Here is a 23619-nt window from a genome sequence, read left to right on the forward strand (position 1 = left end):
AACACGCGATGCTGAAGGATCAGGACCGGATCTTTACCAACATCTACGGGATGCACGAGCGCACCTTGAAGGGCGCCCAGGCCCGGGGGCATTGGGACGGCACTGCTGGCCTGATGGAAAAGGGTCGCGACTGGATCATCCAGACGATGAAAGACTCAGGCCTGCGCGGGCGTGGCGGTGCGGGCTTCCCGACCGGCCTGAAATGGTCGTTTATGCCGAAGGAAAGCGATGGCCGCCCGTCCTATCTGGTGGTCAACGCCGACGAATCCGAACCGGGCACCTGCAAGGACCGCGAGATCATGCGCCACGATCCGCACACGCTGATCGAAGGCTGCCTGATTGCGTCTTTCGCGATGAATGCGCACACCTGCTACATCTACCTGCGCGGCGAGTACATTCGTGAGCGCGAGGCACTGCAGGCTGCAATCGACGAGGCCTATGATGCGGGCCTGCTGGGCAAGAACGCCGCCGGATCGGGATGGGATTTCGACCTGTTCCTGCACCACGGGGCAGGCGCCTATATCTGTGGCGAGGAAACCGCGCTGATCGAAAGCCTGGAAGGCAAGAAGGGCATGCCGCGCATGAAGCCGCCTTTCCCGGCGGGGGCGGGTCTGTATGGCTGCCCGACCACGGTGAACAACGTGGAATCCATCGCGGTTGTCCCCACGATCCTGCGGCGTGGCGCCGACTGGTTCGCCGGTTTCGGCCGCCAGAACAACGCGGGCACCAAGCTTTTTGCCGTCTCGGGTCACGTCAATACCCCCTGTGTGGTCGAAGAGGCGATGTCGATCAGCTTTGAAGAATTGATCGAGACCCATTGCGGTGGCATCCGCGGCGGGTGGGACAACCTGTTGGCCGTGATCCCCGGTGGCTCGTCCGTGCCTTGCGTGCGCGGCGAGAACATGCGCGACGCGATCATGGATTTCGACTATCTGCGCAACGATTTGGGCTCGGGGCTTGGCACGGCGGCGGTGATCGTAATGGACAAGTCCACCGACATCATCAAGGCCATCTGGCGCCTGTCGAAATTCTACAAGCACGAAAGCTGCGGCCAGTGTACGCCCTGCCGCGAGGGTACGGGCTGGATGATGCGGGTGATGGACCGCCTGGTGCGCGGCGAGGCCGAACTGGAAGAGATCGACATGCTGTTCGAGGTGACCAAGCAGGTCGAAGGCCATACGATCTGTGCGCTGGGTGACGCGGCCGCATGGCCGATCCAGGGCCTGATCCGCAACTTCCGCGAAGAAATCGAAGACCGCATCAAGGCTCAGAAATCGGGCCGTATGGGTGCGCTGGCGGCGGAGTGACAACGATGGAAGCCTATGCAGAGTATTCCCACGCGATTGCGTCTTTGGTGATTTTCACACTGGTCGTTTTGTTCCTATCGCCGTTTTCGGCACTGGCGAAACAGGGCAAAGGGCTGGCTCCTGGCGCGACCCCCGACCAGGACTATGCCGACAAGGCTTATCGCCTGAACCGTGCCTATCTGAACGGCACCGAGACTTTGCCCGCGTTTCTGACCGTTACTGTGGCAGCCATTCTGTTGGGCGCCAGCCCGGTCTGGGTGAACTGGCTGGCCGCGATTGCCTTGGTCGCGCGACTGGTGATGCTTGTCGTACACATTCAGGGCGTTGGCAAACCGCATAGCGGTATTCGTTCAGTCCTGTATGTGGTGGCTTGGGCCTGCATGTTTGTGCTTGGGATCCTTGCATTGGTGGCTGCGTTCTGATGGCCGTCACACTTGTTGATATCACCGCGAACCTGCGTCGCCCGGCTGTCGGTGTGCTTGTTCTGCTGACGCTGCTTTCGGCCTGCGGGACGGCTCCAACAAGCGACCGGATCCTGTTTGACGGCAAGTCGTTTCGGGCCAAGGCAAAGCCGGTCGACAAGAAACGGTCGCCTGCGGATTTCACCGTGACGATCAAAGGTGTGTCAGCCTCGCTGGATGGCGCGCGCGAAGCTGGTCGGTACGAGGGCACCCGGTTCTGCATTCAGAATTTCGGTTCCTCCCGCATTGCGTGGAAGGTTGGTCCTGACACCGAACCGCAGAACCTGCGCATCGAAAACGACAGCCTGACATTTGCCGGAGCCTGTCAACGACCATGAGCTGCGCTATTGCATATCCTGCGCTGATCGGGCGGCCGTTATTGCATAACAGCCGTGCCGCGGGACGTCTTGGGGAACCCAAGACGAAAGGATATGTCATGAAATTTGTGAAACTTGCCGCATTTGCCTGTGCGACGGCGTTGCCCGTCTCGGCGGACGCAAAGCCGCCCTTGCGCGAAGTCAAGGAAATCGACAACGAGCTTTACTACATCGCCATCGCAAATGAGATCTCGGAATACTGCCCGTCGATCAGTGGGCGGCGAATGAAGGCAATCGGTGTGATGTGGAGCCTGCGGTCCACGGCCAACAGCCTGGGTTATTCGGACGGAGAGATCCGGGCCTATGTCGAGTCGGACTCTGAAAAAGCGCGGATGCGGGCCAAGGGCGAGAAGTATCTCGCGCAGAACGGCGTGAGCTACGGAAAAGCTGAAACATTCTGTGCCCTGGGGCGCAAGGAAATCGAACGAAACAGCGCCATTGGCGTGTATTTGAGGGCGAACTAGACCATGTCTGACCTCCGCAAGATCGTAATCGACGACAAGGAAATCGAAGTCGATGGCGCGATGACCCTGATTCAGGCCTGCGAGCAGGCCGGGGTCGAGGTGCCGCGGTTCTGCTATCATGAGCGCCTGTCGATTGCCGGCAACTGCCGCATGTGCCTGGTCGAGGTCGTGGGCGGGCCGCCCAAGCCGGCCGCTTCGTGCGCGATGCAGGTGCGCGATCTGCGCCCTGGACCGGAAGGCCAGCCGCCGGTGGTCAAGACCAACTCGCCCATGGTCAAGAAGGCCCGGGAAGGGGTCATGGAATTTCTGCTGATCAACCACCCCTTGGATTGCCCGATCTGCGACCAAGGCGGTGAATGCGATCTGCAAGACCAGGCAATGGCCTACGGTATGTCGGCCAGCCGGTTCAAAGAAGCCAAGCGGGCCGTGGATGATCTGGATCTGGGTCCGCTGGTTGGTACGGCCATGACCCGCTGCATCAGCTGCACCCGCTGTGTGCGTTTCACGACCGAGATCGCGGGTATCGACCAAATGGGCCAGACAGGCCGGGGCGAGGATGCGGAAATTACCTCCTACCTGAACCAAACGCTGGATTCGAACCTGCAAGGCAACATCATTGACCTGTGCCCGGTGGGGGCGCTGACTTCCAAGCCTTATGCCTTTACCGCACGCCCGTGGGAACTGACCAAGACCGAAACCATCGACGTGATGGACGCCTTGGGATCGAACATTCGTGTCGATACCAAGGGCCGCGAAGTGATGCGCATTCTGCCGCGCAACCATGATGGCGTGAATGAAGAGTGGATCTCGGACAAGACGCGTTTTGTCTGGGACGGTTTGCGCCGTCAACGTCTGGACACGCCTTATATCCGCGAAAACGGTCGCCTGCGCGCCGCCAGCTGGCCCGAGGCTTTGGCCACCGCCGCAGCGGCGATGAAGGGCAAGAAGGTTGCAGGTCTGATCGGCGATCTGGTTCCTGTCGAAGCCGCCTTTGCGTTGAAGCAGTTGATTGAGGGGCTGGGTGGCAAGGTCGAATGCCGAACCGACAATGCCCGCCTGCCTATCGGTAACCGTTCGGGCTATGTCGGCAATGTGACGATCGAGGAGATCGACACGGCGAAAGAGATCATTCTGATCGGCACCAACCCGCGCGACGAGGCTCCGGTGCTGAATGCGCGCATCCGCAAGGCGTGGCTGGCGGGCGCCGATGTCAAATTGATCGGCCCGGCCGTTGATCTGACTTATGACTACGAACATCTTGGCACCGACCGCGATGCACTGGCCAAGGCCAAGGCAAGCAACGAAGCCGTTGTGATCGTCGGACAAGGCGCCGTTTCTGAGGCCGACGGTCTGGCCGTTTTGGCCGCTGCGCGCGCGCTGTCGGGTCGGATGCTGGTTCTGCACACAGCGGCGGCCCGCGTCGGTGCGATGGATGTGGGGGCAGTTACGGAAGGTGGCCTTGAGGCTGCAATCGACGGCGAGGTGATCTTCAATCTGGGCGCGGACGAGGTCGATATCGATACCGGTCCGTTCGTCATCTATCAGGGCAGCCACGGTGACCGCGGTGCACATCGCGCCGACGTCATCCTGCCAAGTGCGGCCTATACCGAGGAAAACGGTCTCTTCGTCAACACTGAGGGTCGCCCTCAATTGGCGATGCGGGCCGGATTTGCGCCGGGCGAAGCCAAGGAAAACTGGGCGATCTTAAGGGCGCTTTCGGCAGAGTTGGGCGAGAAACTTCCTTATGACACTTTGGCCCAGCTGCGGCAAAAGCTGATCGAAGCAGTGCCGCATCTGGCCGGGATCGACCAAGTGCCCGAGAACGAAGAACAGGCAATCGAGGCCGGACCTTTGGGGCAGGCCGATTTCCGGACCGTGATCAAGGATTTCTATCTGACCAACCCGATCGCACGTGCCTCGCAGTTGATGGCCGAGCTTTCGGCGCTGGCCAAGGCGCGCGGTGACCAAAAGATTGCTGCGGAATGAGGCTTGCGACGACCATAAACAGCACAGAGGGCGGAAGCCCGAGCTCGTTTTTCCGAGAGGAGATACGAGGGGCGTGGTCGGGTGTTTTGCCGAATGAAATGAAGGAAAAAGGTGGCGTGCAGGAAGCGGATGCTGTTTACACCAACTCGCCAAACCAATCGCAGGCGACGCGAGTCTCCGACCGGCCGGTCGGGCCTCGCGATGGCAGCGGAAAACGGAATACCCACGGTGTGAGGACCAATGGCTGAATTCTTTGACACCCCAGGCGGAATAGCCCTGATCATATTGGCGCAGGTGCTGGCCGTCGTGGCCTTCGTGATGATCTCGCTGCTGTTTCTGGTCTATGGCGACCGCAAGATCTGGGCCGCGGTCCAGATGCGTCGCGGCCCCAACGTGGTTGGCGTTTATGGCCTACTGCAATCGGTGGCGGACGCGCTGAAATACGTCGTCAAAGAGGTGGTGATCCCTGCCGGCGCCGACCGGACTGTGTTCATCCTGGCGCCGCTGACGTCGTTCGTACTGGCCATGATCGCCTGGGCGGTCATTCCGTTCAATGACGGCTGGGTCCTGTCCGACATCAACGTGGCCATCCTTTACGTGTTCGCAGTGTCCTCGCTCGAGGTTTACGGCGTTATCATGGGCGGATGGGCGTCAAACTCGAAATACCCGTTCCTGGGTTCGCTGCGCTCGGCCGCGCAGATGATTTCGTATGAGGTTTCGATCGGCCTGATTATCATCGGGGTGATAATTTCGACCGGCTCGATGAATTTTGGAGACATCGTGCGGGCGCAGGATGGCTCGTTCGGGTTCTTCAGCTGGTACTGGCTGCCGCATTTCCCGATGGTCTTCCTGTTCTTCATCTCGGCCCTGGCCGAGACCAACCGCCCGCCGTTCGACCTGCCCGAGGCGGAGTCTGAGCTGGTTGCAGGCTATCAGGTTGAATACTCGGCAACGCCCTTCCTGCTGTTCATGGCGGGCGAATACATCGCCATCTTCCTGATGTGCGCCCTGACCACGCTGCTGTTCTTCGGCGGCTGGTTGTCGCCGATCCCGGGCCTGCCCGATGGTGTGCTGTGGATGGTCGCCAAGATGGCGTTCTTCTTCTTCCTGTTCGCGATGGTCAAGGCAATCACGCCCCGCTACCGCTACGACCAGCTGATGCGGCTGGGCTGGAAAGTGTTCCTGCCGTTCAGCCTGGTGTGGGTGGTCTTCGTGGCCTTTGCGGCGAAGTTCGACTGGTTCTGGGGTGCATTCGCCCGTTGGAGCGTAGGAGGCTGACAATGGCAAATATCGACTATACCCGCGCGGCCAAATACTTCCTTCTGCAGGATTTCTGGGTCGGCATGAAGCTGGGGCTGAAGTATTTCTTCGCCCCCAAAGCCACCGTGAACTACCCGCACGAAAAGGGTCCGCTGTCGCCCCGGTTCCGCGGTGAACACGCCCTGCGCCGTTATCCCAACGGCGAGGAGCGCTGCATCGCCTGCAAACTGTGCGAAGCTGTGTGTCCCGCTCAAGCCATCACAATCGACGCTGAGCCGCGTGAAGACGGCAGCCGCCGTACCACGCGCTATGACATCGACATGACCAAGTGCATCTACTGCGGCTTCTGCCAAGAGGCCTGCCCGGTCGATGCCATCGTGGAAGGGCCGAATTTCGAATTCGCCACCGAAACCCGCGAAGAGCTGTTCTATGACAAGCAGAAGCTGCTGGACAACGGTGAACGCTGGGAAGCCGAGATCGCCCGCAACCTGGAACTGGACGCGCCCTACCGATGAGCGATCCGGCAAAAAACCCATTCGAGCAGATGCTCAGACAGGCCCATGACATGGCCAAGGCGTTCAACCCGGCGCTGGAGAGCTATTCGCCCGTCGACGCGATGCGCGGCTTCGAGGCGCTGTGGCCGACCATGCCCAAAGAGGTCATGGAAATGATGTTCGGCAACACCGTCAATCCGGGCGGACTGGATGCCAAGACCCGCCTGTTGCTGACGCTGGCCGGTCTGACTTGCCAGGGCGCGCAGGCCGACACGGCCCTGCGCCAGACGGTGCGCCATGCCATCGAGGCGGGGGCCAAGAAACAAGAGATCGTGGAAACGATCGGTCAGATGTCGGTCTTTGCCGGCATCCCGGCCATGACCCGGGCGCTGGAACTGGCGCAGGAGGCCATGGGCGAAAACGAGGAAGATGACCAATGAGCGTATTTGCCTTTTACCTCTTTGCCATCAGCGCCATCACCGGCGGGCTGTTCACCGTGATCAGCCGGCAGCCGGTGCATTCGGTGCTGTGGCTGATCCTGGCCTTCCTTTCGTCGGCGGGACTGTTCGTGCTGCTGGGGGCGGAATTCGTCGCCATGCTGCTGATCATCGTCTATGTCGGCGCGGTGGCGGTGCTGTTCCTGTTCGTGGTGATGATGCTGGACGTGGACTTTGCCGAGCTCAAGGCCGAGATGGCGCGCTACATGCCTCTGGCCCTGCTGATCGGTCTGGTCATCCTGATGCAGTTCGTCATGGCCTTTGGCGCCTGGGACAGCGCACAAGGCGCGGCGGCCAACCTGGCCCAGCCGATCCCTGCCGACCGCCACAACACCGAGGCACTGGGTGTCATCCTTTACGATCAATACTTCCTTCTGTTCCAACTGGCGGGCCTGATCCTGCTGGTGGCCATGATCGGCGCCATCGTGCTGACGCTGCGCCACCGCAAGGACATCAAGCGTCAGGACATCGTCGGCCAGATGATGCGTGACCCGGCCAAGGCAATGGAGTTGAAGGACGTGAAACCGGGGCAGGGACTTTGAGACGATGATCGGACTTGAACACTATCTTACCGTCGCGGCGACGCTGTTCGTCATCGGCATCTTCGGTCTCTTCCTGAACCGCAAGAACGTCATCATCCTGCTGATGAGCATCGAACTGATGCTGCTGGCGGTGAACATCAACCTCGTGGCGTTTTCCAGCTTTCTCGGCGATCTGGTCGGGCAGGTTTTCACGCTGTTCGTGCTGACCGTGGCCGCGGCCGAGGCTGCGATCGGGCTGGCTATTCTGGTCTGCTTCTTCCGCAACCGCGGCACTATCGCGGTTGAAGACGTCAACATGATGAAGGGGTAAGGGATCATGGAAACCACAATCCTCTTTGCCCCGCTGGTGGGCGCGCTGATCTGCGGCTTTGGCTGGAAGTTCATCGGCGAAAAGGCCGCGCTGTGGACGGCCACTGGCCTGTTGTTCCTGGCCTGTTTGCTGTCGTGGATCGTCTTCTTCAGCTTTGACGGACAGACCCAGCAGATCGAAATCATGCGCTGGATCGAGAGCGGCTCGCTGTCGACCTCGTGGGCCATCCGTCTGGACCGGCTGACCGCCATAATGCTGATCGTCGTCACCACGGTTTCGGCGCTCGTGCACCTTTATTCGTTCGGCTACATGGATCACGACCCGCAGTGGCGTGAGGGCGAAAGCTACAAGCCGCGCTTCTTTGCCTATCTGTCCTTCTTCACCTTCGCCATGCTGATGCTGGTGACGGCCGACAATCTGGTGCAGATGTTCTTCGGCTGGGAAGGTGTAGGGGTCGCGTCGTACCTGCTGATCGGTTTTTACTATCGCAAACCTTCGGCCAATGCGGCGGCGATGAAAGCGTTCATCGTCAACCGTGTGGGCGATTTCGGCTTTGCGCTGGGGATATTCGCGCTGTTCTTCCTGACCGACAGCATCAACTTCTCGGACATCTTTGCCGCTGCACCCCAGCTGGCAGAAACGCAACTGACCTTCCTGTGGGGCGAATGGACCGCGATCGAGGTCATCTGCGTGCTGCTGTTCATCGGTGCGATGGGCAAATCGGCGCAGTTGATCCTGCACACCTGGTTGCCGGACGCGATGGAGGGCCCGACGCCCGTGTCGGCGCTGATCCACGCGGCCACCATGGTGACGGCCGGTGTGTTCTTGGTTTGCCGCATGTCGCCGCTGATGGAGTTCGCGCCAGGAGCAACCGGGTTCGTCACCGTGCTGGGGGCTGCCACCGCTTTCTTTGCCGCGACCGTGGGCTTGGTGCAGACGGACATCAAACGCGTGATCGCCTATTCGACCTGCTCGCAGCTGGGCTACATGTTCGTGGCCGCGGGCGTGGGCATGTATTCGGCGGCGATGTTCCACCTGTTCACGCATGCCTTCTTCAAGGCGCTCTTGTTCCTGGGGGCGGGCTCGGTGATCCACGCCATGCACCACGAACAGGACATGATGAACTATGGCAACCTGCGCAAGAAGATCCCCTATACCTTCTGGGCGATGATGATCGGCACGCTGGCCATCACCGGTGTCGGTATCCCGCTGACCACGATCGGCTTTGCCGGTTTCCTGTCCAAGGATGCCATCATCGAAAGCGCCTATGCCGGCGGATCGGCCTTCGGGTTCTGGGCGCTGGTGATCGCGGCCGCGATGACCTCGTTCTACAGCTGGCGCCTGATCTTCCTGACCTTCTTTGGCGAGGAGCGGGGCGACAAGCACACGCATGAGCACGCGCATGAAAGCCCGATGGTCATGCTGGTGCCGCTGGGTGTTCTGTCGCTGGGCGCCGTGTTCGCGGGCATGATCTGGTACAACAACTTCTTCGGTCACGCCGATCAGGTTGGCAAGTTCTATGGCATTCCGGTGGCCGAGGCGCATGCCGAGGCCGGTGACCATGCCAAGGCCGATGACCATGGCGACGACACGCATGCCACCGAATCCCATGGCGACGAGGCTGCGCATGATGACAAGGCGAAGGGCGGAGATCACCACTATGCCTTTGTCGGCAAACCGGGCGAGGGTGCGCTGTACATCGCGCCGGACAACCATGTTCTGGACGACGCGCATGCGGCGCCGAAATGGGTCAAGGTCTCGCCGTTCATCGCAATGGTTCTGGGCTTTGGACTGGCCTACCTGTTCTACATCGTGAACCCGGCGCTGCCGGGCCGCCTGGCCGAGAACCAGCGTCCGCTGTACCTGTTCCTCAAGAACAAGTGGTACTTTGACGAAATCTACGACGCGATCCTTGTCAAACCGACTGTGGCCCTTGGCCGGTTCCTGTGGAAGGGCGGTGACGGCAAGACGATCGACGGTTTCCTGAACGGAGTAGCAATGGGCGTCGTTCCCTTCTTCACCCGCCTCGCAGGCAAGGCGCAGACGGGCTACATCTTCACTTACGCCTTCTGGATGGTTCTGGGGATCGCCGCCCTGGTCACCTGGATGTCGATCGGCGGAGGCGCAAACTGATGGACAATATCCTATCCATTGTAACGTTCATTCCGGCCATTTCCGCCGGTCTGATGGCGCTGTTCCTGCATGGGAACGATGTGGCCGCACAGCGCAATGCCAAGTGGATCGCGCTGGTTGCGACCACAGTGACCTTCCTTGTTTCGATCGGAATCTATACCGAGTTCGACCCATCGAACACCGGCTTCCAGATGGTGGAAGAGGGTCAGTGGCTGCTGGGCCTGAAGTACAAGATGGGCGTGGATGGCATCAGCGTTCTGTTCGTGCTGCTGACCACCTTCATCATGCCGCTGACCATCTTGGCCAGCTGGAACGTGACCGACCGGGTCAAGGAATATATGATCGCCTTCCTGCTTCTGGAAACGCTGATGCTCGGCGTATTCATGGCGCTGGATCTGGTGCTGTTCTACCTGTTCTTCGAAGCCGGGCTGATCCCGATGTTCCTGATCATCGGCATCTGGGGCGGCAAGGACCGGATCTATGCCAGCTTCAAGTTCTTCCTCTACACCTTCCTCGGCTCGGTTCTGATGCTGGTGGCGATGGTGGCGATGTATGCGGATGCAGGCACCACGGACATTGCCGCGCTCATGACGCACCAGTTCTCGTCCGAGAGCTTCAGCGTGCTGGGTGTCCACATTGTCGGTGGTATGCAGACGCTGATGTTCCTCGCGTTCTTCGCGTCCTTCGCGGTGAAGATGCCGATGTGGCCCGTGCACACCTGGCTGCCTGACGCGCACGTTCAGGCACCGACGGCGGGTTCGGTCGTGCTGGCGGCAATCCTGCTGAAGATGGGTGGCTATGGCTTCCTGCGCTTCAGCTTGCCCATGTTCCCGGTTGGGTCGGCCGTGATGACCGATCTGGTGCTGTGGCTGTCGGCCATCGCCGTGGTCTACACCTCGTTGGTGGCGCTGGTGCAGGAGGACATGAAAAAGCTGATCGCCTATTCCTCGGTCGCGCATATGGGTTTTGTGACCATGGGCATCTTTGCGGCGAACCAGCAGGGCATCGATGGGGCGATCTTCCAGATGCTCAGCCACGGGTTCATCTCGGCCGCGCTGTTCCTTTGCGTCGGCGTGATCTACGACCGGATGCACACTCGCGACATCGAGGCCTATGGCGGGCTGGTGATCCGAATGCCGGCCTATGCGCTGGTGTTCATGCTGTTCACGATGGCCAATGTGGGGCTGCCGGGCACCAGCGGGTTCATCGGCGAATTCCTGACGCTGATGGGCACCTTCCAGGTCAACACCTGGGTGACCGCAGTGGCGGCCAGCGGTGTGATCTTCTCGGCAGCTTATGCGCTGTGGCTGTATCGCCGCGTGGTCTTTGGCGACCTGATCAAGGAAAGCCTCAAGTCGATCACCGACATGAGCACACGCGAACGCCTGATCTTTGCGCCGCTGATCGTCATGACCATCCTGCTGGGGGTCTATCCGTCGCTGGTCACCGACGTGATCGGCAATTCGACCGCCGCGCTGATTTCGAACTATGACACGGCTCTGGCCGCGGCCGAGGCCGCGACCCAGGTCGCCTCGCACTAAGGGAGCTTTGGAGACATGATCCAGGCTGATCTCACTGTAATTCTGCCGGAAATCATTCTGGCGATCTATGCGATGGCGGCGCTGATCGGAGCTGTCTACACCAGCAAGGATGCGCTGGCTCCGGTTCTGGTCTGGACGACGGCCGGACTGATGGCGGCGCTGTCGTTCTGGATCGCGTCGAACGGCTCGGGGACCAACGTGGCCTTCAACGGCATGTTCATCGACGACGGGTTCGCCCGATTTGCAAAGGTCGCGATTCTGCTATCGGCCGCCGCGGTTCTGGTTATGAGCCAGGAGTACATGGCGCGCCGGAACCTGCTGCGTTTCGAGTATCCGTTGCTGGTGGCTTTGGCAGCGGTCGGCATGATGATGATGGTCAGCGCCGGCGATTTGATGTCGCTCTATATGGGTCTCGAGCTGCAGTCGCTGTCTCTGTATGTCGTGGCGGCCCTGCGCCGTGACAGCGCCAAATCGACCGAGGCGGGGCTGAAGTATTTCGTTTTGGGTGCGCTCAGTTCGGGATTGCTGCTGTTCGGCGCATCTCTGGTCTATGGGTTCACCGGTACGACGCTGTTCTCGGGCATCATCAACACGGTGCATCACGGCGATGTCTCGGTTGGGCTTCTGTTTGGCCTTGTTCTGCTGATCTCGGGTTTGGCATTCAAGATTTCGGCGGTTCCGTTCCACATGTGGACACCGGACGTTTACGAGGGCTCGCCCACTCCGGTGACGGCTTTCTTTGCAACCGCACCCAAAGTTGCAGCGATGGCCTTGTTCGCGCGCGTTCTGCATGATGCGTTCGGCGGTGCCATCGCGGACTGGCAGCAGGTGATCGTGCTGCTTTCGGTCCTGTCGATGTTGCTGGGGGCCGTGGCTGCCATCGGGCAGCGCGACATCAAACGGCTGATGGCCTATTCGTCAATTGCACATATGGGGTACGCGCTGATCGGTCTGGCCGCGGGCACCGAATTGGGTGTCAAAGCGATGCTGATGTATCTGGCGATCTATGTGACCATGAATATCGGCACCTTCGCCTTCATCCTGATGATGGAGCGCGACGGCAAGCCGGTGACAGACATCGACGCCCTGCGCCAGTATTCCAAGCGGGACCCGGGCAAGGCGCTGGCCGTGCTGATCCTGATGTTCAGCCTTGCCGGCGTACCGCCAATGCTGGGGTTCTTCGCCAAGTTCGGCGTCTGGCAGGCCGGTGTGCAAGCTGACCTGATTGGGTTGGTTATTGCATCGGCAATCGCCTCGGTGATCGGTGCCTTCTACTACCTGCGGATCGTCTTCTACATGTATTTCGGCGACGAAAACGAAGATCCGATCGAAACCCGCTCGACCCCGGTATTGTGGGTTGCTCTGATGGGGTCGGCCGCATTGATGTTGATCGGTGTGGTCTACCAGTTCGGGATCGAGGGCGCAGCGGCAGCCGCGGCGACGACGCTTGTCAACTGACCGTTTCAACAAAATCTGGAAAGGGGCTCGGCCATCAGGCCGGGCCTTTTTGGCATGAGCACCTGGCCCCAAGGATACGGTCTGCATATCCTGCAGGAAGTTGACAGCACCCTGAATGAGGCCGCGCGGATCGCACCCACTGCAACAGGTCCGGTCTGGATCATGGCGCATCATCAAACCGCCGCGCGTGGCAGGCGCGGCCGGGCGTGGTCCAACCCCCAGGGCAACCTGGCAGCAACCTTGTTGCTGCGGCCCGAGGGCAATCCAGAGCAGGCAGCCCTTCGCAGCTTTGTTGCCGCGCTGGCGCTTTTTGATGCCTGTGTTTCGGTCACCGGTCGCGCACAGGGGTTCGCATTGAAATGGCCGAATGACGTGTTGTTGAACGGCGGGAAACTGGCCGGCATCCTGTTGGAAAGCACGGGGCAGGGGCGCGACGTATCCCACCTTGCGATCGGCATCGGGGTGAACCTCGCAGACGCGCCTGATCCTGAGACAGTTGAGCAGGGAGCTCTGCGGCCCGTTTCGTTGTTGTCGGAAACCGGGGCTCAGGTGTCCGCCGAGGATTTTCTGACTGAACTCGCCGATGCCTACGCAAAGCTCGAACTGCAGTTTGTTACCTACGGGTTTGAACCGATCCGCAAAGCGTGGTTGGCCCGGGCTGCGAAGCTGGGCGAGGTGATTACCGCGCGCACAGGTGCTTCGGAAACCGTCGGGACCTTTGAAACGGTGGACGCGGGCGGCAACCTTGTCCTAAACACCGCCAAGGGCCGCGTCAGCATTCCGGCGGCAGACGTTTATTTCTGAAAGGGGCGCATATGCTTCTGGCCATTGACTGCGGCAACACGAACACCGTTTTCTCGATCTGGGATGGCGAGAAATTCCTGTGCACGCTGCGCACCTCAACCCACCATGCCCGCACGGCCGATGCCTATTTCACCTGGTACTCGACCCTGGTGAAACATTACGGGATCGAGGCTGACATCACCGACGTCATCATTGCCTCGACGGTGCCGCGGGTGGTGTTCAACCTGCGCGTCTTTGCCGACCGGTTCTTTGGATGCCGGCCGTTGGTGGTGGGCAAGCCCGATTGCGAGTTGCCGGTAGCGCCGCGCGTTGATGAAGGGACGATTCCCGGTCCGGACCGTCTGGCGAATGCGGCCGGTGCCTTTGATCGGCACGGCGGGAATGTCGTGGTGGTGGATTTCGGGACCGCCACGAATTTCGATGTGGTCGCCGCTGATGGCGCCTATGTCGGAGGAGTGATCGCCCCCGGCGTGAACCTCAGTCTCGAGGCCTTGCACCAGGGCGCTGCAGCTCTGCCGCATATCGACGTGACGCGTCCCGAGAAAGTCATCGGCACAAACACGGTTGGATGTATCCAGTCAGGTGTGTATTGGGGGTATTCCGGCCTCATCGAAGGTTTGATCGACAGGATCAAGGCGGAATACGGAATGCCCATGAAGGTCATAGGGACGGGCGGTCTTGCACCGCTGTTCGATCAGGCGGATGTGGGCTTTGATGCAATTGAAGACGATCTGACGATGCACGGGCTTACCGTGATCCATCGCTACAATAAGGATACTGGCTCGGCATGAGCAGCGAAAGACTGATCTACTTGCCGCTCGGCGGCGCGGGCGAAATCGGTATGAACGCCTATGTCTACGGCTATGGCAAACCCGGTCAGGAACGTCTGATCCTGGTCGATCTGGGCGTGACCTTTCCCGACATGGATACAACGCCGGGCGTCGATCTGATCTACGCCGACATTTCGTGGTTGAAGGAACGTGCGGATCGGCTTGAGGCGATCTTCGTCACCCATGCGCACGAGGATCACGTCGGCGCCGTGGCCCATTGTCAAGAGGCCCTTGGCGCGCCGGTCTACGCGCGTGCTTTCACCGCAAATATCGCCCGCCGCAAAATGGAAGATGTCGGACATCCGCCCGAAGCCGTGCGCACCGTGTCCGCCTGGCCCGAGCAGATCAAGGCAGGTCCGTTTACGGTCGGGTTCCTGCCCGTTTCGCATTCGATCCCCGAGAGCGCGGCGCTGGTGATCGATACACCGGCCGGCCGTGTCGTGCATACCGGTGATTTCAAACTGGACACCAATCCGGTTGTGGGCGAACCGTTTGATCCCGATCTTTGGGCCGAAGTGGCCAAGCCCGGGGTCAAGGCGTTGGTTTGTGACAGCACCAACGTGTTTTCCTCGCATCCCGGCCGTTCGGAGTCGGAGGTCGGGCCGGCCATCACTCAATTGGTCGAAGACGCGACCGGTATGGTGGTTGCAACGACCTTTGCGTCGAATGTCGCGCGGGTCAAAACGCTGGCCGAGGCCGGGCAGCGGGCGGGTCGGTCGGTGGTTCTGTTGGGCCGGGCCATGCGCCGCATGATCGAGGCTGCGACCGAAACCGGTATCCTGTCTGATTTTCCCCGCGTGATCAGCGCTGAGGAAGCCTTGGATCTGCCCCGCCAGAACCTGATGCTGATCGTCACCGGCAGCCAGGGTGAGCGCCGCGCGGCCAGCGCGCAGCTGGCGCGTGGCAAGTACCGGGGGATCGAGCTGAAAGATGGCGACCTGTTCCTGTTCTCCTCGAAGACCATTCCGGGGAATGAACGCGGTGTGATCCGCATCATGAACCAACTGAGCGAAAAAGGCGTCGACGTGGTCGATGACAGCGCTGGCTTGTATCACGTTTCCGGCCACGCCAACCGCCCCGATCTCGAGCAGATGCATGCCTTGGTCGATCCTCAGATCGTCGTTCCAATGCACGGTGAACACAGGCATCTGCGGGAACACGCCAAGCTGGCCGAGGCCGGGGGGCGTGCCGGAGTTCTGGCGGTCAATGGAACGATGCTGGATCTGTCCGGGAACGCGCCCGAGGTCGTGGATTATGTCGAGACCGGCCGGACCTACCTGGACGGATCCGTCAAGATTGGCGCGCTGGACGGTGTGGTGCGGGACCGTATCCGCATGGCTCTGAACGGGCACGTGACCGTAACTGTCATCCTGGACGAAGACGACGAGCCACTGGGCGAGCCTTGGTGCGATACCATGGGCCTGCCGGAAACCGGCGTGTCGCGGGCCGGATTGATCGAGGTGCTGGAAGAGGACCTGAACCAGTTCCTGATGCGGGCTGATGTCAAAACGCTGCGGGACGATGACAAGCTGGAAGAAGCCATGCGTCGCATCGTTCGCCAAAGTTCGCAGATCGAAATCGGCAAAAAGCCCGAAGTCACAGTTGTGGTAAGCCGAATGAAATAAGGTGGCTCAGTCTGCTTCGGGCATCGGGTGGCCCTTGAGGCGCTGGAACAGGCTGGCTTCTTCGTTGTTCAGAAAGAACGGCACAGAGTCGGGGGGCGTTGTATCTGATACGCGCGCCTCGACTTCCGACAGAACAACCTCGGTGATGAACGGCAAGTCGAACTCCCGCGCCTGTTCCAACGGAATCCACTGTAGATGTGACAGCTCATCCGAAGCCTGGCTGAAGTCGTCCAGATCACCGTCGATGGCATCTGCGTCCAAAAGAAAAAACCGGGCGTCGAACCGTCGTGGGCGTCCGGGCGGGGTAACCGCGCGGAACACGAACTGCAGCGCTTCAGCCGACGGAATGTAGCCTCTTTCCGCGAAGCCGGTCCAGGCATGTGGAACCGGACCCGGCCAGGTATCCCGGGCACCGAGGATAAGGCCGGTCTCCTCCCACAACTCGCGAATTGCCGCCGCCGCCAGTGGCACATGCAACCCGGCAGGGGCCTGATCGCTCAGCCGTTGCCGGCAAATCTCGGGTACCGGAGTGGCCAGCGGAACTTGCGCGTCCTCGGCATCCACGGCACCCCCCGGAAACACGAACTTGTTCGGCATGAAGGCCGCCGCGGCACCACGTTGGCCCATCAGGATCGACGGGGTTCGAAAACGGTCGCGCAAAACAATGATCGTCGCGGCGTCGCGAATTGCGGATTTGTCCACGGTCATGAGAAGCTCAGCTGCATTGACGGGTCACTTGCTGTCGTCGAACCCGTGCATCTTCCGGGCCCATTGAAAGCCGACGACCGCTCCTTTGAGCCTGGGCAGAAGGAACAGCGACAGCGCAACGCACGCGATCGAAAAGCCGATTGCCATGGCCCACGGAGACGGGCGCAGGCCGACGTAAGTGACATGCAGCGCCGGAGCCAGAAGATGTCCGACCAGCAAAATGGTCAAGTAGGCCGGCCCGTCATCTGCCCTGTGGTGAAACAATTCCTGACCGCAGTTTGCGCAGGTATCATTCACCTTCAGGTAGCTATGCAACAGCTTGCCTTTGCCGCAGTTGGGGCATTTGCACCGGAACCCTTTCACGATGGCGGGCCACGTGGGGCGTTCCTCCTGAGGGAGGGTGTCGATGGTTTGATCTGTCATCTTGATACTCGCGCTCGGATTTCGGAGATATTGCGCTTGTTTCATCCCGCAGAAAAGGGGGGTGCGTCGCTTTGCACCGACCCTCTCAAAAATATTGACCGGAAATGCAGGTTTCAATGCCGGAAAAAAATTTGCGGACGGCGACGGAAACTTTGCCGGTCCGCGTTTGAATGAATGTAAGCAGCGGCACAGGGCCGCGACAACAAAGGAAACGAGCAATGAAGAGCGCAAAATTTATCTCGGCCATCATTCTGTCTGCAGTTGCCGTCACCGGGACGGCTGCGCTGGCCAAAGGACCTCGCGACCGTGAACCGGTCAGCTTTCAGGAGCTGGATGCGAACGGTGACGGCCAGGTGACCAAGGCCGAGATGGAGGCCCATCGCCTGCAGAAGTTCACCTCGGCCGATACCGACGGTGACGGAAAGATCAGCGTCGAAGAAATGCAGGCCGAGGCCCAGAAGAAGGCAAACGACCGCGTTTCCGACATGTTCGAGCGTCATGATGCCGACAAAGACGGCTTTCTGACTGCGGACGAGTTGCCGAAACCGCGCCGGGCTGACAAGATGTTTGACCGCCTTGATGCGGATGGAAACGGTTCGCTGTCCGAGCAGGAGTTCGCCAATGCACGGGATGGAATGGGTCGGCACCACAAGAAGGGTGGCCGCCCGGACCCAGACAACAACTGACGCAGGATGAAGGACGTGCCGTCCTCTGCGCATACTGTCCGCGGCGACACGGTCGCCGCGGATGCCTGCAGCGACGACGTGTTGCTGAAGCGGTTTGCCGAAGGCGACGCCCAGGCAGCACGCCTGTTGACCGATCGGTTGGGGCCGCGGTGCTATTCGGTTGCTCTGCGCATGTTGAACAACAGGGCAGAGGCCGAAGACGTAACCCAGGAAGCGATGCTTCGGCTGTGGAAAGTGGCGGCGGACTGGGTTCCGGGGCAGGCCAAGATCTCGACCTGGTTGTACCGCGTGGTCTTGAACCTGTGTGTCGATCTGCGGCGGAAGAAAACGGCAGGCACATTGGACGATGTGCCAGAGCCTGAGGACGACCAGCCCAGTGTCGTGGACCGAATGCAGCAAAACGCCCGCGTGGATGCGTTGCAAGCGGCCTTGGCACAATTGCCCGAACGGCAGCGCGAAGCTGTCATTCTCAGGCATATCGAGGAGTTGTCCAATCCGGAAATCGCGGGAATCATGAGGATTTCCGTAGAAGCGGTAGAAAGTCTTGTTGCCCGCGGAAAGCGGTCGTTGACGGCCATACTGTCAGGCCGTCAGGAAGAGTTGGGGTATGACCATGTCTGACCAAGATACAGAACTGGATCTCTTGTTTGCCGAGGCACGGCAGGCACATGTTGATCTGCCCGACGATTTGGCGGTTCGTATCCTGACGGATGCCGAGGCCATCCGGCTTGCGGCGACAAAAACAGCGAAACCCAAGTCACAAGGGTTTCTGGGCAATCTCGTTGCCGGTCTCGGGGGCTGGCAGGCGCTCAGTGGGCTTGCGGCGGCCAGCGTGGTTGGCGCATGGGTCGGCTTTGCCGCGCCGTCCTTTCTGCCGGACCCGGCAAATTACATAATGACCCAGGATGCATCCTACATGGTCGCCAATCTCGGTCTCGAGGCCGCGTTTCTGGAGGAAGCGGAATGAATGAAGACGTCAAACCCCCACGGCGCTGGGTGCCTGTGCTGCTGGTGGTATCCCTTGGTCTGAACCTGCTGGTCGCCGGGGTGATCATCGGGACTGCGCTGCGGTTTCATGGTGTGCGGGACGATGTTCCTCCCGGATTTGGACCTGCCCTGTACCGCGCTCTTCCTGATCCGGAACGCAAGGCGTTGAGAGGCGATCTGGCCGACAAGCATCGGCGCGGGGCCGAGAAAAGGTCTCGTGATTTCAAGGCGCTTGGCAAGGCGCTGCGGGCCATTCCGTTCGACCGCGATGAAGTCCAGAACCTGCTGGAAGAACAAGCCCGGGCGAATGACGAAATCCAGGCGGCTCTGCAAGAGCAGTGGCTGGCTCGGGTTTCGGCCATGTCCGACAAAGAACGAAAAGCTTATGCCGACCGCCTGGAAGACGTGTTGAAGCGGCGCCCGGATCCCAAGAAACGCAAGGACTGACTCGCTTAGGCCGCGTTCTGTTTCATCCACACCTGGTTCCGGCCGGCCTGCTTTGCCGCATAAAGCGCCTTGTCCGCGCATTTGATCAGGCTTTCGGCCGACAGTGAGCCGTCCGGAATTGGGGAGAAGGGTGGCTCGCACACCTTCAGCCCGATGCTGACCGTCACCGGAAGCCGGGCAGGAATGTCCGGCAGGACGATCGGTACGCTGCTGACGCCGCTGCAGATATCGGCCGCCTTCCTGAGCGCCTTTTCGCGGGTCGCGTTTGGCAGTCCGAACAGGAATTCCTCTCCTCCGATGCGGGCGAGGAAACCGTCAGGTCCGAAAGCACGTTTCATCCGTTTTCCGGCCTCGACCAAAACCCTGTCACCGGCACTGTGGCCGTAACGGTCATTGATGGATTTAAAATGGTCCAGGTCGGCCAGCATGATCGCGAAACCCCGCTGTTTGTGCACCGAGCTGTGCAGCAATTGGTCCATCGCGGTCTGTGCGAAACGACGGTTGTTCAGGCCGGTCAGCGTGTCGATCCACGATTCCTCAATTCCACGGCGCAACGAGTCGCGCATTTGCTCGTCATGCGCCTTGCGTGCAATCAACGCCTCGACCCGAAGCGATACTTCGTCAGGGCAGAACCCTCCGAGGCAAATTGCATCGGCGCCACGATCCAAGGCCTCGGCGGCAAGAGTGGCGTTGTCATCGGGAATGATTCCGATCAGAGCGGTCCGCCGGGTGCCGGTGCGGGATTTGAGGTCGGCCAACATGTTCAGGCCGGATGGATCGCTGTTCAGTTCGACAACTATCGCGTCAGGTATGGTGCCAGACAAGACGCCGCTAAGGTTGGGCAGGGTATGGCTGCACACCGAATGCTGCGTTCGTCCGTTCAGGGCCTTGTGCCACAGCGTGCGAGTACGTGCGGTGTGGGCCAAGACGGCGATCTGACCATGCCGCGCGGGCGTGATCATTGCTGCGGGGGCTTCGGCAAATCCCACGGATTGAGGGTTGCCACTGTTCTTCAGATCCTGAGTTTCCGCACGGGCGCGCAGCAGGCTTCGCACACGCGCCAGCAACAGCGTATCTTTGAACGGATAGGCCAGAACGTCATCCAGCCCCTCGGACAGGTTCCGCAGCCGGGCGGTCCGATCGTTCTGAGGCGCAATCGCGACCACAGGGACATCCTGCAGGGCCGGAACGGACAGCATCAGTCTTTTGACGTCGCCCGCGTCTCCGTCTGGCAGTGTCTGGGCCGTCAGCACCAGATCCGGCCGGGTCCGCCGCAGCAACGCCCCAAGACCAGCCAGCTTCTCGCCCTGCACGACATGATACCACGCCGCCGTCAGTTGCACCTTCAGCATGATGCGATTGGTCGAGACCCCGTCGAGGACAAGGATGGTTCCCTGCACGGACATTGTTTTCACCGTAGATTGCATGCCTTGCCAAAGTGTTTATGAGTCTGGTTAACAAACCCTTTCCAAATCTTCGAACCGGGGCCTGATCATGCCGATCTCTGCCGAATTCGCCGAAACTCTGGCCTTGAAAGCGCTTGGGTGGCTTGTTGGGAACGATGAATTGTTGCCTGTTTTCCTTGGTTCGACCGGCGCGTCGACGGATGACCTGAGGGACCGCGCCACAGAGCCCGAGTTTCTTGCTTCGGTGCTGGAATTTCTGATGCTTGACGATTCGTGGGTGTTGGCCTTTTGTGACGCAAACGCTGTCCCCTACGATCAACCGGCCCAGGCCCGAAGCGTCCTGTCAGGCGGCGCGGATGTTCATTGGACCTGAACGGGTCCGCGCAGGAGCAAGAATGCATGTCGATTGATGCGCTGGTTTTTGACAAGGACGGAACCCTGTTTGATTTCGCCGCCACGTGGGGGGCGTTCGGCAAGGCGGTGCTGCTGCGTCTGAGCGAGGGCGACAATGCGCGTGCGTCCGTGCTTGGAAAGAGCATTGGCTTTGACTTCGCGACAGAGACCTATTCCGAGGACAGTATCGTGATCGCTGGCACCGTCGACGAGGTCGCAGGCGCCTTGTTCCCAGACCTTGACGGCTGGTCCCGCGAGGATCTGGTTCAGACCTTGAATGCGGCTTCTGCCCATGCGCCTCAGGTCGAGGCCGTTGCGCTTGAACCGTTTCTGCAATCCTTGAAAGACGCCGGCAAGAAGCTGGGTGTTGCGACCAATGACGGCGAGATGCCGGCGAAACGGCACCTGGCCTCGGTCGGAATCGAGACCTATTTCGATTTCATTGCGGGGTATGACAGTGGCCACGGGTTCAAGCCTGGGCCCGGCCAGTTGTTGGCTTTTGCCCAACATGTTGGCGTCGCACCGGAGCGGATCGCCATGGTCGGCGACAGTCTGCACGATCTGGAGGCCGGTCGCGCCGCCGGCATGACCACGATCGGTGTTCTGACCGGACTGGCCAGGGTTGAGGATCTTGCACCGATGGCAGATGTCGTTCTTCCCGATATCAGCCACATCCCCGGCTGGCTGAACCTTCGTTAAAGCGCCTTGCCTGAAAATCGGCGGTTCATGAGTTGAAACCGACCTTGGCTGTCGCAGACAGAGCGGCCAGAGGCCGGACTTCGGGTCTTGTTTGAGAGTAACAAACGCCGGAGGAACAGATGGCCGACACGAATACTCGCAAGCGCAGGGGTGGTGGACGCGCAGGCGCTGCAGCGCGCCGAGGTGCGGCAGTCATCGACCAGATGCCTTGGAATCCGCCGATCAACATCGACCGGCCAACCGAACCGTTGGGCCCGGAGGGCGTCGAAGCCATTCATGACGGTGCCATGCGTATTCTCGAGGAAATCGGCATCGAGTTCTACAACCAAGAAGCCTTGGAGATCCTGCGTGAAGCTGGATGTATCATCAATGGCGACAACGTGCGCATGGGCCGTGACTTCGTCATGGAAATGGTCGCCAAGGCGCCTTCGACCTTTACAATCACGCCGCGCAACCCGAACCACACGATCGAGATCGGCGGCAAGACGATGTTGTTCGGAAATGTCTCGTCACCGCCGAACTACTGGGACATGGAGATCGGCAAGAAGGTACCCGGCAACCGTGAAATGTGCCGGAACCTGTTGAAGCTGACGCAGTATTTCAACTGCATCCATTTTGCCGGGGGCTACCCGGTCGAGCCGGTTGACCTGCACGCCAGCGTCCGGCACCTGGATGTCCTATATGACAAGCTGACGCTGACGGACAAGGCGATGCATGCCTATTCGCTGGGCAAAGAGCGCGTCGAGGATGTCATGGAAATGGTGCGCATCGCAGGCGGTCTCAGCCACGAGGAATTCGAGGCGTCACCGCGCATGTACACCAACATCAACTCGACCTCGCCTCTGAAACACGACCACCCGATGATCGACGGGTGCCTGCGTCTGGCCCGGCGGGGGCAGGCGATCGTCGTCACGCCTTTCACGTTGGCGGGGGCGATGGCCCCGGTTACGATGTCTGGGGCAGTTGCGCAGTCGCTGGCCGAGGCGCTGTGTGCGATTGCCTTGTTCCAGTACGTCCGGCCCGGCATCCCCTGTGTCATCGGGACATTCACCTCGAATGTCGACATGAAGTCCGGTGCGCCCGCGTTTGGCACGCCTGAATACATCCGGTCGACCCAGATGACCGGCCAGATGGCGCGGTTCTATGGGCTGCCCTTGCGCTCGTCCGGTGTCTGCGCGGCCAATGTGCCGGACGGCCAGGCCGTCTGGGAGACGTCGAATTCACTCTGGGCGGCGGTGCAGTCGGGGACCAATATGGTCTATCACGCAGCCGGATGGCTGGAGGGCGGTCTGATCGCGAGTCCGGAGAAGTTCATCATGGACTGCGAGATATTGCAGCAAATTCAAAGGTATATGCAGCCTGAGATCTGCGCCACAGGCCCAGACGAAATCGCACTGGAAGCCATCCGCGCGGTCGGGAACGATGGGCACTTCTTTGGCATCCAACACACCCAGGATCGCTATACCACCGCGTTCTATCAACCCTTCCTGAGCGATTGGAAAAACTACGAGGGCTGGGAAGTCGCGGGTGGGATCTGGACAGCCGAACGGGCGCATCTGATGTTCAAGGAGATCATCAACAGTTTTGAGGCTCCGCCGATGGATGAAGCCATCCGAGAGGAACTGGCTGACTTCGTCGCACGGCGCAAAGCCGAAGGGGGCGCGCCGACCGATTTCTGATAGCGCCCCACCGGGCAGGCAGCTGGAACGGCAGGATGTCTCAGTCTGAGATTTTGGTTAATTTTCCCCATCTTGAACTTCCGCATTTGGCCTTTGTTAAGA

General features: G+C 60.4%; 26 protein-coding genes. 23 read left to right on the forward strand and 3 right to left on the reverse strand.

The genetic code is table 11. The features are described from left to right. Nucleotides 1–8: 8 nt before the first annotated feature. The 16 genes from nuoF to ACR0FC_RS10515 all read left to right on the forward strand — a co-directional run bounded on the left by nuoF (nucleotide 9) and on the right by ACR0FC_RS10515 (nucleotide 16089). Entirely contained in the window at nucleotides 9–1307 is a 1299-nt protein-coding gene (gene nuoF / locus ACR0FC_RS10440) for an NADH-quinone oxidoreductase subunit NuoF (protein WP_170340395.1), read from the forward strand. A gap of 5 nt (nucleotides 1308–1312) precedes the next feature. Then, the gene (locus ACR0FC_RS10445; protein WP_170340397.1) at nucleotides 1313–1729 is read left to right on the forward strand and encodes an MAPEG family protein; all 417 of its coding nucleotides are present in this window, start codon (nucleotides 1313–1315) and stop codon (nucleotides 1727–1729) included. Next, on the forward strand, nucleotides 1729–2106 hold the full coding sequence (locus ACR0FC_RS10450) for a hypothetical protein (RefSeq protein ID WP_170340398.1): 378 nt from the start codon (nucleotides 1729–1731) through the stop codon (nucleotides 2104–2106). The genes ACR0FC_RS10445 and ACR0FC_RS10450 overlap by 1 nt, the downstream gene beginning before the upstream one ends. Further along, the gene (locus ACR0FC_RS10455) at nucleotides 2103–2609 is read left to right on the forward strand and encodes a DUF5333 domain-containing protein (protein WP_367646652.1); all 507 of its coding nucleotides are present in this window, start codon (nucleotides 2103–2105) and stop codon (nucleotides 2607–2609) included. The genes ACR0FC_RS10450 and ACR0FC_RS10455 overlap by 4 nt, the downstream gene beginning before the upstream one ends. A gap of 3 nt (nucleotides 2610–2612) precedes the next feature. After that, complete coding sequence (nuoG, locus tag ACR0FC_RS10460) at nucleotides 2613–4595, forward strand: NADH-quinone oxidoreductase subunit NuoG (RefSeq protein ID WP_170340400.1); 1983 nt, start codon at nucleotides 2613–2615, stop codon at nucleotides 4593–4595. A 240-nt stretch (nucleotides 4596–4835) separates the two neighbouring features. Then, nucleotides 4836–5873 carry an NADH-quinone oxidoreductase subunit NuoH gene (nuoH, locus tag ACR0FC_RS10465; RefSeq protein ID WP_170340401.1) on the forward strand — a complete coding sequence of 346 codons (1038 nt, stop codon included), beginning with the start codon at nucleotides 4836–4838 and terminating at the stop codon, nucleotides 5871–5873. 2 nt (nucleotides 5874–5875) lie between these two features. Next, nucleotides 5876–6370, forward strand: a complete 495-nt coding sequence (nuoI, locus tag ACR0FC_RS10470) for an NADH-quinone oxidoreductase subunit NuoI (protein WP_093964915.1) — start codon at nucleotides 5876–5878, stop codon at nucleotides 6368–6370. Next, nucleotides 6367–6789, forward strand: a complete 423-nt coding sequence (locus ACR0FC_RS10475; RefSeq protein ID WP_170340403.1) for a carboxymuconolactone decarboxylase family protein — start codon at nucleotides 6367–6369, stop codon at nucleotides 6787–6789. Before nuoI ends, ACR0FC_RS10475 begins: the two co-directional genes overlap by 4 nt. Beyond that, on the forward strand, nucleotides 6786–7388 hold the full coding sequence (locus tag ACR0FC_RS10480; RefSeq protein WP_170340404.1) for an NADH-quinone oxidoreductase subunit J: 603 nt from the start codon (nucleotides 6786–6788) through the stop codon (nucleotides 7386–7388). Before ACR0FC_RS10475 ends, ACR0FC_RS10480 begins: the two co-directional genes overlap by 4 nt. A gap of 4 nt (nucleotides 7389–7392) precedes the next feature. Further along, a complete protein-coding gene (nuoK, locus tag ACR0FC_RS10485; protein WP_005984024.1) occupies nucleotides 7393–7698 on the forward strand; it encodes an NADH-quinone oxidoreductase subunit NuoK in 306 nt (101 codons plus the stop codon). A gap of 6 nt (nucleotides 7699–7704) precedes the next feature. Continuing rightward, complete coding sequence (gene nuoL, locus ACR0FC_RS10490; RefSeq protein ID WP_170340406.1) at nucleotides 7705–9831, forward strand: NADH-quinone oxidoreductase subunit L; 2127 nt, start codon at nucleotides 7705–7707, stop codon at nucleotides 9829–9831. Then, nucleotides 9831–11372: an NADH-quinone oxidoreductase subunit M gene (locus ACR0FC_RS10495; RefSeq protein WP_170340407.1), complete on the forward strand. Its 1542-nt coding sequence runs from the start codon at nucleotides 9831–9833 to the stop codon at nucleotides 11370–11372. Before nuoL ends, ACR0FC_RS10495 begins: the two co-directional genes overlap by 1 nt. Nucleotides 11373–11387: 15 nt before the next feature. After that, nucleotides 11388–12830, forward strand: coding sequence for an NADH-quinone oxidoreductase subunit NuoN (gene nuoN / locus ACR0FC_RS10500; protein ID WP_093964920.1), 1443 nt, complete (start codon nucleotides 11388–11390; stop codon nucleotides 12828–12830). A gap of 54 nt (nucleotides 12831–12884) precedes the next feature. Then, nucleotides 12885–13634 (forward strand): biotin--[acetyl-CoA-carboxylase] ligase, encoded by a 750-nt coding sequence (locus tag ACR0FC_RS10505; protein ID WP_170340409.1) that lies wholly within the window; start codon nucleotides 12885–12887, stop codon nucleotides 13632–13634. A gap of 11 nt (nucleotides 13635–13645) precedes the next feature. Next, a complete protein-coding gene (locus ACR0FC_RS10510) occupies nucleotides 13646–14425 on the forward strand; it encodes a type III pantothenate kinase (RefSeq protein ID WP_093964922.1) in 780 nt (259 codons plus the stop codon). Further along, complete coding sequence (locus ACR0FC_RS10515) at nucleotides 14422–16089, forward strand: ribonuclease J (RefSeq protein WP_170340410.1); 1668 nt, start codon at nucleotides 14422–14424, stop codon at nucleotides 16087–16089. The genes ACR0FC_RS10510 and ACR0FC_RS10515 overlap by 4 nt, the downstream gene beginning before the upstream one ends. Before the next feature lie 6 nt (nucleotides 16090–16095). Here the strand turns inward: ACR0FC_RS10515 and ACR0FC_RS10520 are convergent, their stop codons facing one another. Continuing rightward, the gene (locus ACR0FC_RS10520) at nucleotides 16096–16797 is read right to left on the reverse strand and encodes an NUDIX hydrolase (protein WP_170340412.1); all 702 of its coding nucleotides are present in this window, start codon (nucleotides 16795–16797) and stop codon (nucleotides 16096–16098) included. A gap of 24 nt (nucleotides 16798–16821) precedes the next feature. Beyond that, a complete protein-coding gene (locus tag ACR0FC_RS10525; protein ID WP_093964925.1) occupies nucleotides 16822–17220 on the reverse strand; it encodes a DUF983 domain-containing protein in 399 nt (132 codons plus the stop codon). Between the two features lie 218 nt (nucleotides 17221–17438). Between ACR0FC_RS10525 and ACR0FC_RS10530 the strand changes: the two genes are divergently transcribed. Genes ACR0FC_RS10530 through ACR0FC_RS10545 form a run of 4 tightly spaced genes read left to right on the forward strand, consistent with a single transcriptional unit; the run spans nucleotide 17439 to nucleotide 19340 of the window. Then, nucleotides 17439–17906, forward strand: a complete 468-nt coding sequence (locus ACR0FC_RS10530; protein ID WP_170340413.1) for an EF-hand domain-containing protein — start codon at nucleotides 17439–17441, stop codon at nucleotides 17904–17906. Nucleotides 17907–17912: 6 nt separating this feature from the next. Continuing rightward, nucleotides 17913–18527 carry an RNA polymerase sigma factor gene (locus tag ACR0FC_RS10535; protein WP_093964927.1) on the forward strand — a complete coding sequence of 205 codons (615 nt, stop codon included), beginning with the start codon at nucleotides 17913–17915 and terminating at the stop codon, nucleotides 18525–18527. Further along, nucleotides 18520–18873, forward strand: a complete 354-nt coding sequence (locus ACR0FC_RS10540; RefSeq protein WP_254429904.1) for a hypothetical protein — start codon at nucleotides 18520–18522, stop codon at nucleotides 18871–18873. Before ACR0FC_RS10535 ends, ACR0FC_RS10540 begins: the two co-directional genes overlap by 8 nt. Then, complete coding sequence (locus ACR0FC_RS10545; protein ID WP_170340417.1) at nucleotides 18870–19340, forward strand: periplasmic heavy metal sensor; 471 nt, start codon at nucleotides 18870–18872, stop codon at nucleotides 19338–19340. Before ACR0FC_RS10540 ends, ACR0FC_RS10545 begins: the two co-directional genes overlap by 4 nt. 5 nt (nucleotides 19341–19345) lie before the next feature. Here ACR0FC_RS10545 and ACR0FC_RS10550 read toward each other — a convergent pair whose 3' ends face one another. Then, on the reverse strand, nucleotides 19346–20746 hold the full coding sequence (locus tag ACR0FC_RS10550; RefSeq protein ID WP_170340423.1) for a diguanylate cyclase: 1401 nt from the start codon (nucleotides 20744–20746) through the stop codon (nucleotides 19346–19348). 88 nt (nucleotides 20747–20834) lie between these two features. Here ACR0FC_RS10550 and ACR0FC_RS10555 point away from each other — a divergent pair, with 88 nt between their 5' ends. The 3 genes from ACR0FC_RS10555 to ACR0FC_RS10565 all read left to right on the forward strand — a co-directional run bounded on the left by ACR0FC_RS10555 (nucleotide 20835) and on the right by ACR0FC_RS10565 (nucleotide 23517). Then, on the forward strand, nucleotides 20835–21119 hold the full coding sequence (locus tag ACR0FC_RS10555) for a DUF3572 domain-containing protein (protein WP_093964931.1): 285 nt from the start codon (nucleotides 20835–20837) through the stop codon (nucleotides 21117–21119). Between the two features lie 26 nt (nucleotides 21120–21145). Beyond that, the gene (locus ACR0FC_RS10560) at nucleotides 21146–21838 is read left to right on the forward strand and encodes an HAD family hydrolase (RefSeq protein ID WP_170340425.1); all 693 of its coding nucleotides are present in this window, start codon (nucleotides 21146–21148) and stop codon (nucleotides 21836–21838) included. 119 nt (nucleotides 21839–21957) lie between these two features. Further along, a complete protein-coding gene (locus ACR0FC_RS10565; RefSeq protein WP_170340426.1) occupies nucleotides 21958–23517 on the forward strand; it encodes a trimethylamine methyltransferase family protein in 1560 nt (519 codons plus the stop codon). Nucleotides 23518–23619 lie beyond the last annotated feature (102 nt).

The sequence above is a fragment of the Ruegeria sp. BB9 genome, from assembly GCF_056539345.1.